Origin of the sequence: Bacillus sp. NEAU-242-2, from assembly GCF_027853835.1 — a bacterium.
Taxonomy (GTDB): domain Bacteria; phylum Bacillota; class Bacilli; order Bacillales; family Bacillaceae; genus Bacillus; species Bacillus velezensis.
Genome location: NZ_JAPNNY010000001.1, coordinates 127,680 through 141,113, shown reverse-complemented (window position 1 = coordinate 141,113; position 13,434 = coordinate 127,680). Strand labels below are relative to the sequence as shown.

17 protein-coding genes are annotated in these 13,434 nt (G+C 42.9%); 12 read left to right on the top strand and 5 right to left on the bottom strand.

Annotated features, from left to right (window positions below):
- Positions 1 to 10: 10 nt before the first annotated feature.
- Together OWN49_RS00435 and OWN49_RS00430 are read right to left on the bottom strand one after the other, a co-directional pair.
- Complete coding sequence (locus OWN49_RS00435; protein ID WP_164672386.1) at positions 11 to 157, bottom strand: hypothetical protein; 147 nt, start codon at positions 155 to 157, stop codon at positions 11 to 13.
- A 168-nt stretch (positions 158 to 325) separates the two neighbouring features.
- A complete protein-coding gene (locus OWN49_RS00430) occupies positions 326 to 2,743 on the bottom strand; it encodes a peptidase G2 autoproteolytic cleavage domain-containing protein (RefSeq protein WP_077722380.1) in 2,418 nt (805 codons plus the stop codon).
- A 377-nt stretch (positions 2,744 to 3,120) separates the two neighbouring features.
- Here OWN49_RS00430 and OWN49_RS00425 point away from each other — a divergent pair, with 377 nt between their 5' ends.
- From OWN49_RS00425 to OWN49_RS00410, 4 genes are all read left to right on the top strand, one after another.
- Positions 3,121 to 3,555 carry a dUTP diphosphatase gene (locus OWN49_RS00425; RefSeq protein ID WP_003154017.1) on the top strand — a complete coding sequence of 145 codons (435 nt, stop codon included), beginning with the start codon at positions 3,121 to 3,123 and terminating at the stop codon, positions 3,553 to 3,555.
- A gap of 275 nt (positions 3,556 to 3,830) precedes the next feature.
- Entirely contained in the window at positions 3,831 to 4,652 is an 822-nt protein-coding gene (locus OWN49_RS00420) for a poly-gamma-glutamate hydrolase family protein (protein ID WP_077722381.1), read from the top strand.
- Between the two features lie 108 nt (positions 4,653 to 4,760).
- Positions 4,761 to 4,910, top strand: coding sequence for a hypothetical protein (locus tag OWN49_RS00415; protein WP_003154013.1), 150 nt, complete (start codon positions 4,761 to 4,763; stop codon positions 4,908 to 4,910).
- On the top strand, positions 4,897 to 5,727 hold the full coding sequence (locus OWN49_RS00410; RefSeq protein ID WP_003154011.1) for a prohibitin family protein: 831 nt from the start codon (positions 4,897 to 4,899) through the stop codon (positions 5,725 to 5,727). Before OWN49_RS00415 ends, OWN49_RS00410 begins: the two co-directional genes overlap by 14 nt.
- A gap of 27 nt (positions 5,728 to 5,754) precedes the next feature.
- Here the strand turns inward: OWN49_RS00410 and OWN49_RS00405 are convergent, their stop codons facing one another.
- The gene (locus OWN49_RS00405; RefSeq protein ID WP_003154009.1) at positions 5,755 to 6,204 is read right to left on the bottom strand and encodes a YndM family protein; all 450 of its coding nucleotides are present in this window, start codon (positions 6,202 to 6,204) and stop codon (positions 5,755 to 5,757) included.
- Between the two features lie 141 nt (positions 6,205 to 6,345).
- On the opposite strand from OWN49_RS00405, the gene OWN49_RS00400 reads away from it, so the two are divergent.
- Complete coding sequence (locus OWN49_RS00400) at positions 6,346 to 6,774, top strand: hypothetical protein (protein ID WP_077722382.1); 429 nt, start codon at positions 6,346 to 6,348, stop codon at positions 6,772 to 6,774.
- Between the two features lie 338 nt (positions 6,775 to 7,112).
- Here OWN49_RS00400 and lexA read toward each other — a convergent pair whose 3' ends face one another.
- Complete coding sequence (gene lexA / locus OWN49_RS00395; RefSeq protein WP_003154004.1) at positions 7,113 to 7,733, bottom strand: transcriptional repressor LexA; 621 nt, start codon at positions 7,731 to 7,733, stop codon at positions 7,113 to 7,115.
- Positions 7,734 to 7,889: 156 nt separating this feature from the next.
- On the opposite strand from lexA, the gene yneA reads away from it, so the two are divergent.
- The 6 genes from yneA to OWN49_RS00365 all read left to right on the top strand — a co-directional run bounded on the left by yneA (position 7,890) and on the right by OWN49_RS00365 (position 12,241).
- On the top strand, positions 7,890 to 8,201 hold the full coding sequence (gene yneA / locus OWN49_RS00390) for a cell division suppressor protein YneA (RefSeq protein ID WP_077722383.1): 312 nt from the start codon (positions 7,890 to 7,892) through the stop codon (positions 8,199 to 8,201).
- A gap of 15 nt (positions 8,202 to 8,216) precedes the next feature.
- Entirely contained in the window at positions 8,217 to 8,867 is a 651-nt protein-coding gene (locus OWN49_RS00385) for a YneB family resolvase-like protein (protein WP_003153998.1), read from the top strand.
- A 68-nt stretch (positions 8,868 to 8,935) separates the two neighbouring features.
- Positions 8,936 to 9,169, top strand: coding sequence for a DUF896 domain-containing protein (locus tag OWN49_RS00380; RefSeq protein ID WP_003153997.1), 234 nt, complete (start codon positions 8,936 to 8,938; stop codon positions 9,167 to 9,169).
- A gap of 166 nt (positions 9,170 to 9,335) precedes the next feature.
- Positions 9,336 to 11,339, top strand: a complete 2,004-nt coding sequence (gene tkt / locus OWN49_RS00375) for a transketolase (protein ID WP_077722384.1) — start codon at positions 9,336 to 9,338, stop codon at positions 11,337 to 11,339.
- A gap of 151 nt (positions 11,340 to 11,490) precedes the next feature.
- Positions 11,491 to 11,937, top strand: a complete 447-nt coding sequence (gene sirA / locus OWN49_RS00370) for a sporulation inhibitor of replication protein SirA (protein WP_069013573.1) — start codon at positions 11,491 to 11,493, stop codon at positions 11,935 to 11,937.
- 85 nt (positions 11,938 to 12,022) lie between these two features.
- Positions 12,023 to 12,241: a YneF family protein gene (locus OWN49_RS00365; protein ID WP_003153994.1), complete on the top strand. Its 219-nt coding sequence runs from the start codon at positions 12,023 to 12,025 to the stop codon at positions 12,239 to 12,241.
- Between the two features lie 73 nt (positions 12,242 to 12,314).
- Here the strand turns inward: OWN49_RS00365 and OWN49_RS00360 are convergent, their stop codons facing one another.
- Positions 12,315 to 12,488, bottom strand: coding sequence for an aspartyl-phosphate phosphatase Spo0E family protein (locus tag OWN49_RS00360; RefSeq protein WP_012117647.1), 174 nt, complete (start codon positions 12,486 to 12,488; stop codon positions 12,315 to 12,317).
- Between the two features lie 201 nt (positions 12,489 to 12,689).
- On the opposite strand from OWN49_RS00360, the gene OWN49_RS00355 reads away from it, so the two are divergent.
- Positions 12,690 to 13,397: a cytochrome c biogenesis protein CcdA gene (locus tag OWN49_RS00355; RefSeq protein WP_088056486.1), complete on the top strand. Its 708-nt coding sequence runs from the start codon at positions 12,690 to 12,692 to the stop codon at positions 13,395 to 13,397.
- The last annotated feature ends 37 nt before the right edge of the window (positions 13,398 to 13,434 follow it).

Here is a 13,434-nt window from a genome sequence, read left to right as displayed (position 1 = left end):
ATATGTCAAGTCAGCAGCATTTTTTACATTTTTTGCATTTTCTTTTATAAACAACGATGTAATCATAATCAAGATGCTTTTTATCTTGTTTCTTCTTTTGTTTAGGCTGCTTTGGCTGGTGATCATAATGTCCGTTCATACCCATATCCATATCCATACTCATATTCCTCCTTTTTTCATCTGACGGTAGTATTCTATGACAGAAAGCATGGATGGCTTGGACAAATGAAACGGTATGCTGAAAAAGAGGCATCTCATTCGGTATAAAAAACAGGATCATACCCGCCCGATAGAAAAGAGAGGAGATGATCCTGATATTGAGACCCTATTTGATAACCGCAATTGCAATGCCGTACCCTTTTTCAGCACTGTATAAGGCCGTCAGTTTCAATACCTTCCAGCCTTCCGCGGCTTTAGTCCCGGTTCCGTTATGAGCCGTGATATAATCTCCCGGGCTGACCGTACTGTCGACCCGTACGTAATGCCGGCCGTTGAGTCCGACAATATGCCATTCGTCTCTGGCCGCGCGTGCTTCATAGTCAGCTTCAAGAGCCGGACTGCAGTCCGGGTTTTGTTTCGGTACGCGTACCGTTTCTCCTGTTTCTTCGTCAGTCACATTTTCGTATATGAAACCGCCGAACTCATTTGTCAAAAAGCGGCTTTGCCATCCGAAGCTTGCGGCTCCTGAGATAAAAGCGGCTGTTTCTGAAATGACGCCGAGCATATAATCTCCGACGTGAGCCGGTTCAATTTTTTCGCCTTTCACTGTGACGATCGTCCCGGCGGGAATCGTCTGGCCGGTTACACTTTCAAAATATTCTCCGTACCCTGACAGGGAAGAGGTGACAGCTCCGGCGAACGTACCGTGGCCGCCCGCTGAATCCAGTTTCCATTTGATGGACTGATGCCCTCCGGCAACCGTGTATGGTTCTTCCAATGTAATGCTTTCTGATGACAGAATCGTTCTGGAGACTTTGCCGCCTGTAATATGGACATTGTTTGAAGCGGCGATAAATGCCCTTGAACCTTCAGAACTTGAACCTCCGGAAGAGCTGATGATCGCATTTCTGTCACCCCTAGCCGTAATATCGCCTGTTCCCGCAATAACGGCGCTTGTCGGGTTGAATGCAAAACCGGAGCTGGTCGCGAGCTGTGCGCCTCCCTTTAAATTGACGGGGATCTGCTCATAAGTCTGTCCTTTTATAGATGCGGCCGCGCTGTAACCTTCCGCTTGCACCCCGAGAATGACAGCCTGACTGTTAGGGGACGTAATTCCGACGGAACCGCCGTCTCCGATCATTGTACCGTTCATAATATTTACGTTATATTGGCCTCCGCCGATTGAGATGCCTTTAGGAGAAGACTTGTATATATCAAAATTTAAAATTTTAACATAATCGGTTTTATTAGATCCGCCGGATATATTGATGTCAACCCCGGCTTGTGTAAAGCCGCGTATTTTAATGCCGTTGATCGTAATATTTTGACTGCGGTATTGAAGAGCCACGACTGGATTCCCGCCATAGTCGTATGAGGGATCACCAATAGCTGTGAATCCGTTTACATTAACGTTTTTATAGGCAGAGATGACCAGCGCCCTCGGGGTCACACCGTCATAGAGAGCATTGAATACCGGTTCAATCGCGGTGCAATCGGTTAAAGTAACATCATAAGCCGTCGTGCTTTCGGGATCTGAGGCCTGATGATGGCCGATATGACGAATATCAAATGAACGTACATCACGATACGAAACATGACCGATAATATGAACATTTTGAGAAGCCGGCCACAGGCTGTGCGCCTTTACCTCAATCCCGCGGATATTTCCGCTCGTATAGTTATTTAAAAGCCACACATGTTTAGAGCCGTCGTCAATTTCAATGCCGTTCGAGTTTGCGCTGCCCTCAGCATGCTCTGTGCCGCGGGGGTTTCCGGAATGGCAGTTGGAAATGAAAATATATTCGCTGTAATGGGTGGTAATGCCGTCGTCTCCGGCGCCGTATGCCACACAGTTATCAATCCATATATAACGGCAGCCGTCTTTCGTCCATTCTGTGTCAGGCAAATGATCGTAAGTCGGAGATGTAATATCTATACCATGCAGACCCGCGTTAACCGTTTCAACATTCTTAATCCAGCCGTATTGCACATTAGCAAATGTTAAACAGCTGGAAAACTGTCCTCCGGGGTTCCTGACTCCGCATTGACGATCAGGATTCCAGTCTAAAGTCATGTTCTGGACAAAAATATTACGGTTTCCATTTTCGTAATCATCGTTAGTAACGACCCATTCGTATGCGGGAGTGTCCTCATGAAGCTTAAGCACGGTAATCCCTTGTCCCTCACCGGAAATGGTAGTCCAGGAGGGGAGTTTTATCCCTTGAACCAAAAATTCTCCTGCGGGAACATTTACTTTGACCCGGCCGTTCCCGATCGCTCTCCGAAAGGCTTCCGTATTGTCCCGGCCGTCAGGGACCGCTCCGTAATCCTCCACATTCACTTCCCGGGTGATTTTATTCATAAGCATTTCGTATTCTGTATCAAGCCGTTCTTTTAAAAGTGAGGTGACCATTCCTTCCGCCGTCACCCGGGCATCTGCGATCTCAAGATTATCATCCGTTGCGGAATGCTTAATAAAATTCTGCATCCTTGCTTTGAGATGCTCCAATTCAGAGGGATGTGCAGGGCGAGACTGCAATGGGGCGTTTAAAGACGGATCAGGAAAGTTTTTAAATTGAACCATTCTAAAGACACCTCTTTCTTTTGATATAAGCGCCTGAGGCAGGGGACAGAAAAATCGCGCGCCCTTTAAGCGCTTATTCTTCAAATTCTTTATTCAGAACGAAATTCCTTTTGAAACCAAGGTGAAATTTAAAAAAAGCTCTGTTGAAAGAACGGATATAAAGCTTTACATTATTGTAATTGAAACTGTCATGTGAAAATGGAGGAAAAAACTGATAGGAGGGGTCCTCATTTTAGGTTTATTCTCATTGTCTTCGCCGTGCTTCCTCTTCGGCTGCATATACACCAAAATCAACATTCTTATCAGTTAAATGGTATAATGGGGCACGGATTGGTCATCAATACGACTGAAATAGGGAAGCAAAAGGAGCAGCGAACATGACTTTACAAATCAAAATTAAATATTCAGATGATACGCAAACGAGAATCAGTAAAATTGAACAGGGCGATTGGATTGACCTGCGGGCAGCTGAAGATATAACAATCAAAAAAGGCGAATTCAAACTTATTCCGCTTGGAGTTGCGATGGAACTGCCGGAAGGATACGAGGCCCATGTCGTTCCGCGTTCAAGTACATATAAGCATTTCGGTATCATTCAGACAAATTCAATGGGAGTCATTGATGAATCATATAAAGGCGACAATGACTTCTGGTTTTTTCCTGCATTCGCTCTTCGGGATACCGACATTTCCAAGGGGGAGCGGATCTGCCAATTCAGAATCATGAAGAAAATGCCTGAAGTGGAGCTGATCGAAGTAGACAAGCTCGGAAACAATGACCGGGGCGGACTGGGATCAACAGGCACGAAATAAAACGAAAAAAAGACTGCTTAACAGCAGTCTTTTTTTATGGAAACAACAGTTACATTCAATTTGTTTCGAGGATTCTTAAATTGGGAAATCAAACAAAACTAAGGAGAAGGGTTTCATTTTTATCATTTAAGCTTTCCGTCTCTTTGAACAGAAAGACTTTCTTAGGTTAAAGGATAGAGGTTGTTTTGATGTTTTTATTCTTCAAGATGAACGGAGGTTTTGTCCAACGTATATAATATTGTGACAAAAGTGCAAACAAAAGAAAGGATGATGTTATGGAAAAAAGGGTTAGAAGAGTAGACCGTAAAGCAGCTGGCAAAGAGGCAGAGCAGAAGAAACCGTCCAAAGTCACCCTGTTCTGCCGTTCGCTTCAAAGGCTGAAGCATTTGTATTGTAACATAAACATACAAATGCCATCAATAACCAAAAAAGGAATTTCAGTTTTAATTTTACCGTTTTTGCTTCTGCCGTTCTTTCGGGCTGATGCCGCTTCAGATATTTACGGCAGTTTCGAGGAATTAAAGCTGAATGAAGATCCTTCCGATTTTTCCATTTCAACGCGGGAGCATGACCCTTCTGTCCTCATATTAGCTATACACGGCGGAGGCATAGAGCCGGGGACCAGTGAGTTAGCCAGAGAAATTGCCGAAAACCGGAGTTTATATTTATTTGAAGGGTTAAAATCAGCCGGTAATGCGGCTCTGCATTTGACAAGTTCGCATTTCGATGAACCTAAGGCCGTGCAAATGGTGAAAGAGCACTCTAATGTCATTTCATTGCACGGTTACGGCAGTGATGATAAAAAGATAAAAATCGGCGGTACAGACAGAGAACGGGCCGAACTTTTGACCGATGTGCTGAAACGGCACGGGTATCCAGCCGTTCTTCTTGGCACAAATGATAAATATGCAGGCGTCAGTCCGAACAACCTTGCCAATCAATCTTCATCCGGATTGAGTATCCAAATCGAAATGAGCACCGGCTTCAGAACATCACTATTTGACACTTTTACGCTGAAAAGCAGAGCATCCACACAAAATAAGACCTTTTATCAATTCACAAAAACGATTTCTGATTTTATCAGTGACAATTATTAATAAGCACGCCTATTTTGTCGGCGGGGCTTTTTCTTTTGAAATTTATGAAACTTTAAGTTCTTAAGATCGTATACATAATTGACAGGATGAAAGAAAAGAGGTGGGCAAATGAAAGTGATGATCGGGTCTATCATTCTTCTTGTCATCATCGGATTCGGTTTATGGCTGATGCTTAGTCCAATCTTTAAACAAGTGGGAAGCGGAGCCAAAAAATTAAAAAAGTCATGGGAGGAAGAAGATCAGCATGAGCGAAAATAAGCGCGGAAACACAAAAAAAATTCTCGGCGGTGTGATTATAGGTGCAGCCCTTTTAATTGCGGGCGTCACAGCGTCACTATTCATTGAAAAAATACCGAACGGTTATGTCGGGGTTGTATACTCACCGAATGGCGGGGTAAAATCCGACACATTGGACCAAGGCTGGCACTTAGTCGGATTATTTAATAAAGTAACGGAATACCCGGTGCGTATGCAGACAGTGAATAATGAAAATATAAAAGTGGCAACCTCTGACGGTAAAAATATTGAAATGGATATCGCTTATAACTATGTCGTGCAGCCTGATAAAGTAGTCGATCTGTTTAACAAATTCGGGGCGGTAGATGTGGAAACGATCGAAAATACATATTTAAAAACAAGGCTGTGGGATGCGGCGCGAAAATCAATCAGCAAATACTCGGTTATTGACACATACGGGCAAAAATCTGCAGAAGCCGCTGCCGATGTTCAAAAGAGATTTGCTGATGATATGAAGAGTCTTGGATTTTTAATTGATGATCTGACGCTTGGCGTACCAAAGCCGGATAAAGCCACACAGGAAGCCATCGATGCAAGGGTGAAGTCTTCACAGGAACTTGAACGGACACAAACTGAAATTAAAATAGCCGAAGCCGAAGCGAAAAAGAAAAAAATTGAAGCGGAAGGGATCGCTGACTATAACGAAATCATTAAGAAATCAATGTCCGATGAAATGATCAAATATAAATGGATTGAAAAATGGGACGGAAAAACGCCGAAAGCGACAGGCACAGACTCACTGCTGCAGCTGCCGCTGGACGATCAGAAGCAAAAGTAAAAAGAGAAGGAGGCGATTGCCTCCTTTTTATGTTTTTTCCTGAGGGTCTTTTTCCGGCACTAATTCTTCAGACGCCTCGGTTTGATAGCTCCATAGCGTGCTATCCGTCTCTGTTGTGTCCTGATAATCTTCGGGAAGTACATATTGCTGCAAATACCGGTGAAAAAATGCCTCAAAAACAGAAATGCAAAGTGCAGAGATAACCGATGCCGCGGCAGGAGAGACATTAAACCCGCCAATGTTCATCAGGAATATCCATAATATAATGAATGAAATTCCGAAATCAGCTGCAACGGCTGTGAAATTGCTTGTTCTCGGCAGAATCATGCAATCACCCGCAAAATAAGTGATTAAACTTAAGATCACTGTAATAAACAGAACGTTTAAAAAGGTTACTTGGTACATAAGATCCAGAACAATGTACAGTAAAGCAAGTGTGAGCGCCGTTTTAGAAGCGAAAGCAATTACGTGTTTCATTTGAACCACCTTCGTTATTTCGTTTATTCTTCATTATAAGCAATCCGCAAATTTTTAAACTGGTATATAGTGGTTATAAAGTAAAATGTGAATAGACATCACAGGATTCACAAGTTAAAATATGTAAAAAGGGGGATGAAAATGAAAAAATATTGGATATGTATTGCTGTTTTTTTATTATGTTTTAGCGGAATACACTCAGCTAAAGCGGCTACCATTGAATTCGGATCAAAAACAAGCTTCACTTTGGAGGGAAACGCAAAAGAGTTTCATATTGAAAATCCGGGGGCTGTAGCTGCCGACGATTATTTTTTAGGCTATAAGTTCACCATAATGAACGACTCTTCGTGCGGTTTAAGCATGAAACTCCAGCGGATGGCGCTGAACGGAAATTTTTATACATTAAGTTCTAAAAACTACAGCGGCAGCTGGCTAAACCTCAGTGCCCAGGATAAAAAATCAATTGATCCGTATCACAAATACAGGATTCTGGTTGAAAGTTCTTCAAACGTCTGTGGTCCCGTCTATATTAAAGGGTTTTACGGTGTAGAATATTATCATTTTGATTGAAAATAGATACTCGCTAAAGGCAGCGGGTTTTTTTATATTTAAATATAACTTATTGTACTATGTACTAAATATTCATATATAAATTTTGATGCACCCGCCCAAAGAAAAGATAAACAAAAGCAAATTCATCACGCACAAATATACAAAGTTGAAAAATGGATGAAAAGTTTCTTGAGGGAAACATTATTAGTTGACTTCAAAAGTGTGATGTCGGATAATAAGAATGTAAGTTTTTCCTCCTTAGCAGATTCGTTTCTTAAGCCAGGGCGAATCTGCTTTTTTTATGCAAAAAAACCCCTCTGTAAGGGGTTTTTTACGATAAATGAAGTTTAATAGAATTAATGGACGGCTCTGAATACGCCGATCACTTTTCCCAAAATGCTTACGTTTTGCAGGATAATCGGCTCCATCGTCGGATTTTCCGGCTGCAGCCGAACATAATTGTCTTCTTTATAGAAGCGCTTAACCGTCGCTTCATCATCTTCGGTCATAGCTACGACGATTTCTCCGTTATTGGCCGTGTTCTGCTGTTTGACAATGACGTAATCTTTGTCAAAAATGCCGGCGTCAATCATACTTTCTCCCATGATTTCTAACATAAAGACATGTTCGCCCGGAGGAACCATCCGGTCAGGAAGCGGAAAATACTCGTCGATATTTTCAACAGCCGTAATCGGAATACCCGCCGTCACTTTCCCGATGACCGGAACGTTTACGACCTGGCTTTTCGGAATATGGACTTCTTCTTCATCCAATACCTCAATCGCCCTCGGTTTAGTAGGGTCCCGTCTGATCAGGCCCTTTGTCTCCAGCCGCGCCAAATGGCCGTGCACGGTTGAACTGGAAGCCAGTCCTACTGCTTCTCCTATCTCTCTTACAGAAGGCGGATATCCTTTCGTTTTTACCTCTTCTTTAATAAAACGCAGGATATCAAGCTGCCTTTTTGATAGCTTCGTCATATTTCGCACCTCAAAACGTCGATTTTAAGTAGATTATAGCATGATTTTCCTGACAGTACAAACATAGGTTCGAAAAAAACGATTGACAGAAACATTTGTTCGTATATACTGAAAGATATAAAAAGCGAACAAACATTCTTATCGGAGGTTGTTTACATGGCGAAAGAATCTATCATATTTGTCGGGCTGTTTACTGCGATTTTAAGTGCCGCTATTTTACTTGTCTCATGTGCGGGAAATGATCAGTCCCTCAGCCAATATGTTAAAATAAAGGTTCAGGACGGCGATACACTCTGGTCACTTGCGGATCATGTAGCAGAAAAGAAACACATTAATAAAGAAGATTTCATTGAGTGGGTGACGGAGAATAATCATCTCCAAACTGCTGATATAAAGCCCGGAGACGAACTTATTCTTCCGATTAAGAAGAAGCATCCGGCCGTATATCAGCTGGCCATTGTCAATTAGAGAGGAAAGAGAGAAATGAAGGCGCTCATTTATGCCCGCGTAAGCACAAACAAAGAACAGCAGCAAACGTCATTAAAAAGACAGGAAGAAGAGCTCAGTGAGATCGCTGCTGCAAACGGCATGGAAGTCGTGAAAGTCATTTCTGAGAAAGCCAGCGGTTATGAAATGGACCGCGACGGAGTATTTGAAATGCTTGATGAAATTAAAAAATCACATATTGACGCGATATTGGTGCAGGACGAAACGAGATTGGGAAGAGGAAACGCCAAGATTGCGCTTTTGCATTGTATTTACAGGGAGAACGTAAAGATATATACGACGGCTCATAAAGGTGAACTGGAGCTTTCCGAAGCTGATTCGATGGTACTTGAAATCGTCAGTATTGTTGAGGAATATCAAAGGAAAATTCACAATATGAAAATCCGGCGGGGAATGAAAAGAGCCGTGAAAAACGGCTACAAACCTGAACGGAACCTGAAAAACAGACATGAAAACAGCGGAAAAGAAAAAAAAGAGGTTCCGGTTTCGGAAATTATCAGGCTGAGAGCCAACAAGCTTACCTTTGCAGAAATCGCAGCGACCCTAAGAGGATTCGGCTATGACGTGTCCAAAGCCACGGTTCACCGGCGGTTTCAGGAATATACCGCAGACACAGAAGGCAGCTGACGCGCATCAGTTGTAAAAAAGACTGCGTTTTAGTAGTATATAATCAACACGCACCAAAGGAGCTTATTATGATTTCTAAAGAAAAAATCGCAAGAATTAACGAATTGGCTCAAAAAGCTAAATCAAACACGATAACGGATGAGGAAAAAGCTGAACAGCAAAAGCTTCGCCAGGAGTATTTGAAAGGATTCCGCTCCTCAATGAAAAATACGTTAAAGAGCGTAAAAGTGATTGATCCGGAAGGCAACGATGTCACCCCTGAAAAATTAAAAAGAGAACAACAGAAAAATAATCTTCATTAAACAGAAAGAATACGGCAATACGTATTCTTTTTTCGTATATACTAATATCAGGATGTGCTTTACGACAATTTTCAACAAGTTTATCTCAAATTTAAGCTGAAAGAGTTGAGAAAAAGTCAGCATCGCTTTATGATGAAAAGGTACAACAATAAGGAAGGGGATTATAATGGATACAATTGAAAAGAAATCAGTTGCCACCATTCGTACACTATCTATAGACGCAATTGAAAAAGCGAATTCCGGACATCCGGGCATGCCGATGGGAGCCGCTCCGATGGCATACACGCTGTGGACGAAATTTATGAATGTAAATCCGCAGAATCCGGGCTGGTTTAACCGCGACCGCTTTGTTTTATCAGCAGGCCACGGTTCAATGCTTTTATACAGCATGCTGCATTTAAGCGGATATGACCTCAGCATTGAAGACTTGAAACAGTTCCGTCAATGGGGAAGCAAAACACCGGGACATCCGGAGTTCGGGCATACAGCCGGAGTAGACGCAACGACCGGGCCGCTTGGACAGGGGATTGCGATGGCAGTGGGAATGGCAATTGCAGAACGCCATCTGGCTGAGACATATAACCGTGATTCATTCAACGTAGTTGATCATTATACATACAGTATTTGCGGAGACGGCGATTTAATGGAAGGCATTTCTTCCGAAGCCGCTTCTCTTGCAGGCCATCTTGAATTAGGCCGCCTGATCGTATTATACGATTCTAATGACATTTCCTTAGACGGCGATTTAGACCGCTCTTTCTCTGAAAATGTAAAGCAGCGTTTTGAAGCAATAAACTGGGAAGTTCTTTATGTTGAGGACGGAAACAACATCGCTGAATTGACGGCTGCCATTGAAAAAGCGCGCCAGAATGATAAAAAACCGACTTTGATTGAAGTGAAAACCACGATCGGTTTCGGTTCTCCAAACCGCGCGGGCACATCCGGCGTCCACGGCGCTCCGTTAGGACTAGAAGAGAGCAAGCTGACAAAAGAAGCGTATGCTTGGACGTTTGAAGAAGATTTTTATGTTCCGGAAGAAGTATACGGGCATTTCAATCAAGCTGTAAAAGAAGCCGGCTCGAAAAAAGAACAGGAATGGAATGAACTGTTCGCGGCTTATAAAGAAAAATATCCTGAGCTTGCTGAACAGCTGTCACTCGGCATGAAAGGCGAGCTTCCTAAAGACTGGGATCAGGAAGTTCCCGTTTATGAAAAAGGCAGCAGCCTTGCTTCCCGCGCATCTTCAGGTGAGGTGCTGAACGGGATCGCCAAGAAAATTCCTTTCTTTGTCGGGGGATCTGCTGACCTTGCGGGTTCAAATAAAACGACAATCAAAAATGGAGGAGACTTCACGGCCAAAGACTACGCCGGGAAAAACTTCTGGTTCGGTGTCCGTGAATTTGCGATGGGCGCTGCATTAAACGGAATGGCGCTTCACGGCGGCCTCCGCGTATTCGGCGGCACATTCTTTGTATTCTCTGATTATTTAAGACCTGCCATTCGTCTGGCATCATTGATGGGACTCCCTGTCACTTATGTATTCACGCATGACAGTATTGCCGTAGGAGAAGACGGGCCGACTCACGAACCGATTGAGCAGCTTGCTTCTTTACGCGCACTTCCTAACCTTTCTGTGATCAGACCTGCTGACGGAAATGAAACCGCAGCTGCATGGAAGGTTGCCGTTCAAAGCCAAGATCATCCGACAGCTCTTGTATTGACACGCCAAAACCTGCCGACGATTGATCAGCAGGCTGAAGAAGCGTATGCGGGCGTGGAAAAAGGGGCTTATATCGTTTCCAAAGCCCAAACGGAATCACCGGCCGCTCTTCTTTTAGCGACAGGTTCTGAAGTCGGACTTGCGATCGAAGCTCAAGCGAAACTGGCTGAAGAAAACATTCACGTATCTGTAGTCAGCATGCCGAGCTGGGACCGCTTTGAAAAACAATCGGCCGAGTACAAAAACAGCGTGCTTCCTCCGAATGTGACGAAACGTCTTGCGATCGAAATGGGTTCAAGCTTCGGATGGGGCAAATTTACCGGTCTTGAAGGAGACGTTCTCGCAATTGACCGTTTCGGTGCTTCAGCTCCGGGAGAAACAATTATGAAAGAATACGGGTTTACTGCAGAAAACGTGGTTGACCGCGTGAAAAAACTTCTAAACAAATAACGAGACAAAAGAGGATGAGTCAAATCATCCTCTTTTTCCTGTTTATGCGACAAAAATAGAAGGGGCGGCGTAACAGTAATAGACAATTCTTTCTTTTCTCCTTTTGTATAATAGAAAGCAATAACGAAGCGCTGTAAAAGGGGATGAGGAAATGGAACGTCATTACTATACGCACCTGATAAAGGATGAGTTTGCGAACCACTACTTCGGGCGGGAAACGGCTATGTTTGAGTTGTTTCGAGACTATCATTGGACAGATCTGACACCCCAGGAATATCAAATGACAGAAAAGCAAGTTCAATATATAACGGAACCGATTCCGGTGATACATATGCATCAGCATCTCCAGCTGCATTTAAACCGAATGAGTTACAGCCGTTTGGATTCCATTTACCGGCTTACACTGCCCGGAGAAAAGGGCCGCGCCACCTTCATGATGAAAGACAGTTTAATTGAGATTGCGGCTTCGGGAGATTATGAGGCGGAAACGATTTTCTTTGAGATTCTGCGTAAAATCAGCCCCTGTTTTCTTGCAATGGATTTCAAGACACGGCGCTACGGGTGGTTAAATCCGGTCAGAGAAAGAAATTTTGTCTAAAAACGAGGAAAAAGAGATGTAAATGTTGTATAATAGCCTTTGGTTTAGTACACTTTAAACTAGACAACATGAAGGAGGAAATAAAATGACTTTATGGGTTGGCATCCTAGTGGGCGTTGTCGCATTGCTCATAGGTGTTGCACTCGGGTTTTTTATTGCTCGTAAATATATGATGAGCTATTTGAAAAAGAATCCGCCTATTAATGAACAAATGTTACGCATGATGATGATGCAAATGGGAATGAAACCTTCTCAAAAGAAAATTAATCAAATGATGAAAGCCATGAATAATCAAGCGAAATAATACGTACAGATTATGATATAGAGATACATGGTTATAAAAATAAAAAACCCGGAGAGGGTTTTTTATTTTGGCGTCATGTTTCACCCCAACTGCCGGTGTGCAGTTCTTTTTGGTATTGTATGAGAAGGTGGTCAAGCTCCTGGCTGAGTTCTATCGTAATGTTTGATGTCATTCCGTTTGTCATGACGATTTTAAGCAGCTCTGCCCGTTTTTTTTCAATTTCATTTAATAGATGCTCTCTAATCACAGGGATATATCCTTTCATACATAAATCTTTCACCTGAGTCGCTATTATTATATCCACATTTATACTGTTTTTCAAATAAGAAGGAGTATAATATCTCGATGTCAAATTAAATTATATAAGCTTTTTCTATAAAAAGTAATCCTTCTCGGGAAAGTGTTAAAAAAATGAAATGATTTTGTCATAACTCGAAGGGAGTGTGTCATCGTGAGTTTTAATTACTTTCTGACGTTTGGGGCCGGATTTCTGTCTTTCATTTCTCCATGCTGTCTGCCGCTGTACCCCGCCTTTTTATCTTACATAACTGGTGTCAGTATGGACGAGGTGAAAACAGAAAAGGTGATGCTGCAAAAGCGTGGCCTCGTGCATACACTTTGTTTTTTGCTTGGTTTCTCCGTGATTTTTATCGCATTGGGATATGGAACTTCGTTTATCGGCAGTTTTTTTACCCAATATCATGAAGCGATCCGCCAGTTCGGCGCTATCATGCTGATCCTTTTCGGGCTGATTACTGCTGGCGTGTTTCAGCCGAAATTCATGATGAAAGAGCGGCGCATTCACTTTAAGCGCCGTCCGGAGGGGTTTATCGGTTCGGTTCTGATCGGTCTTGCGTTTGCAGCCGGATGGTCGCCGTGCAGCGGGCCTATTTTAGGAGCCGTGTTTTCGCTGGCAAATACAAATCCTTCTTCAGCAGTGCCGTATATGTTTTTATATGTTCTCGGTTTTGCGATTCCTTTTCTTGTTCTTTCATTTTTTATTACCAGAATGAATTGGATTCGCAAGCATCAGCTGCTTATCATGAAAATCGGCGGCATTCTTATGATTCTGATCGGAGTTATGCTGTTTTTTAACTGGATGAGCTACATTCTGATCGTTCTGTCAAATCTTTTCGGAGGATTTACGGGTCTGTAACGGATTAATAACTTTTGAACTATTATATACCCTTTCG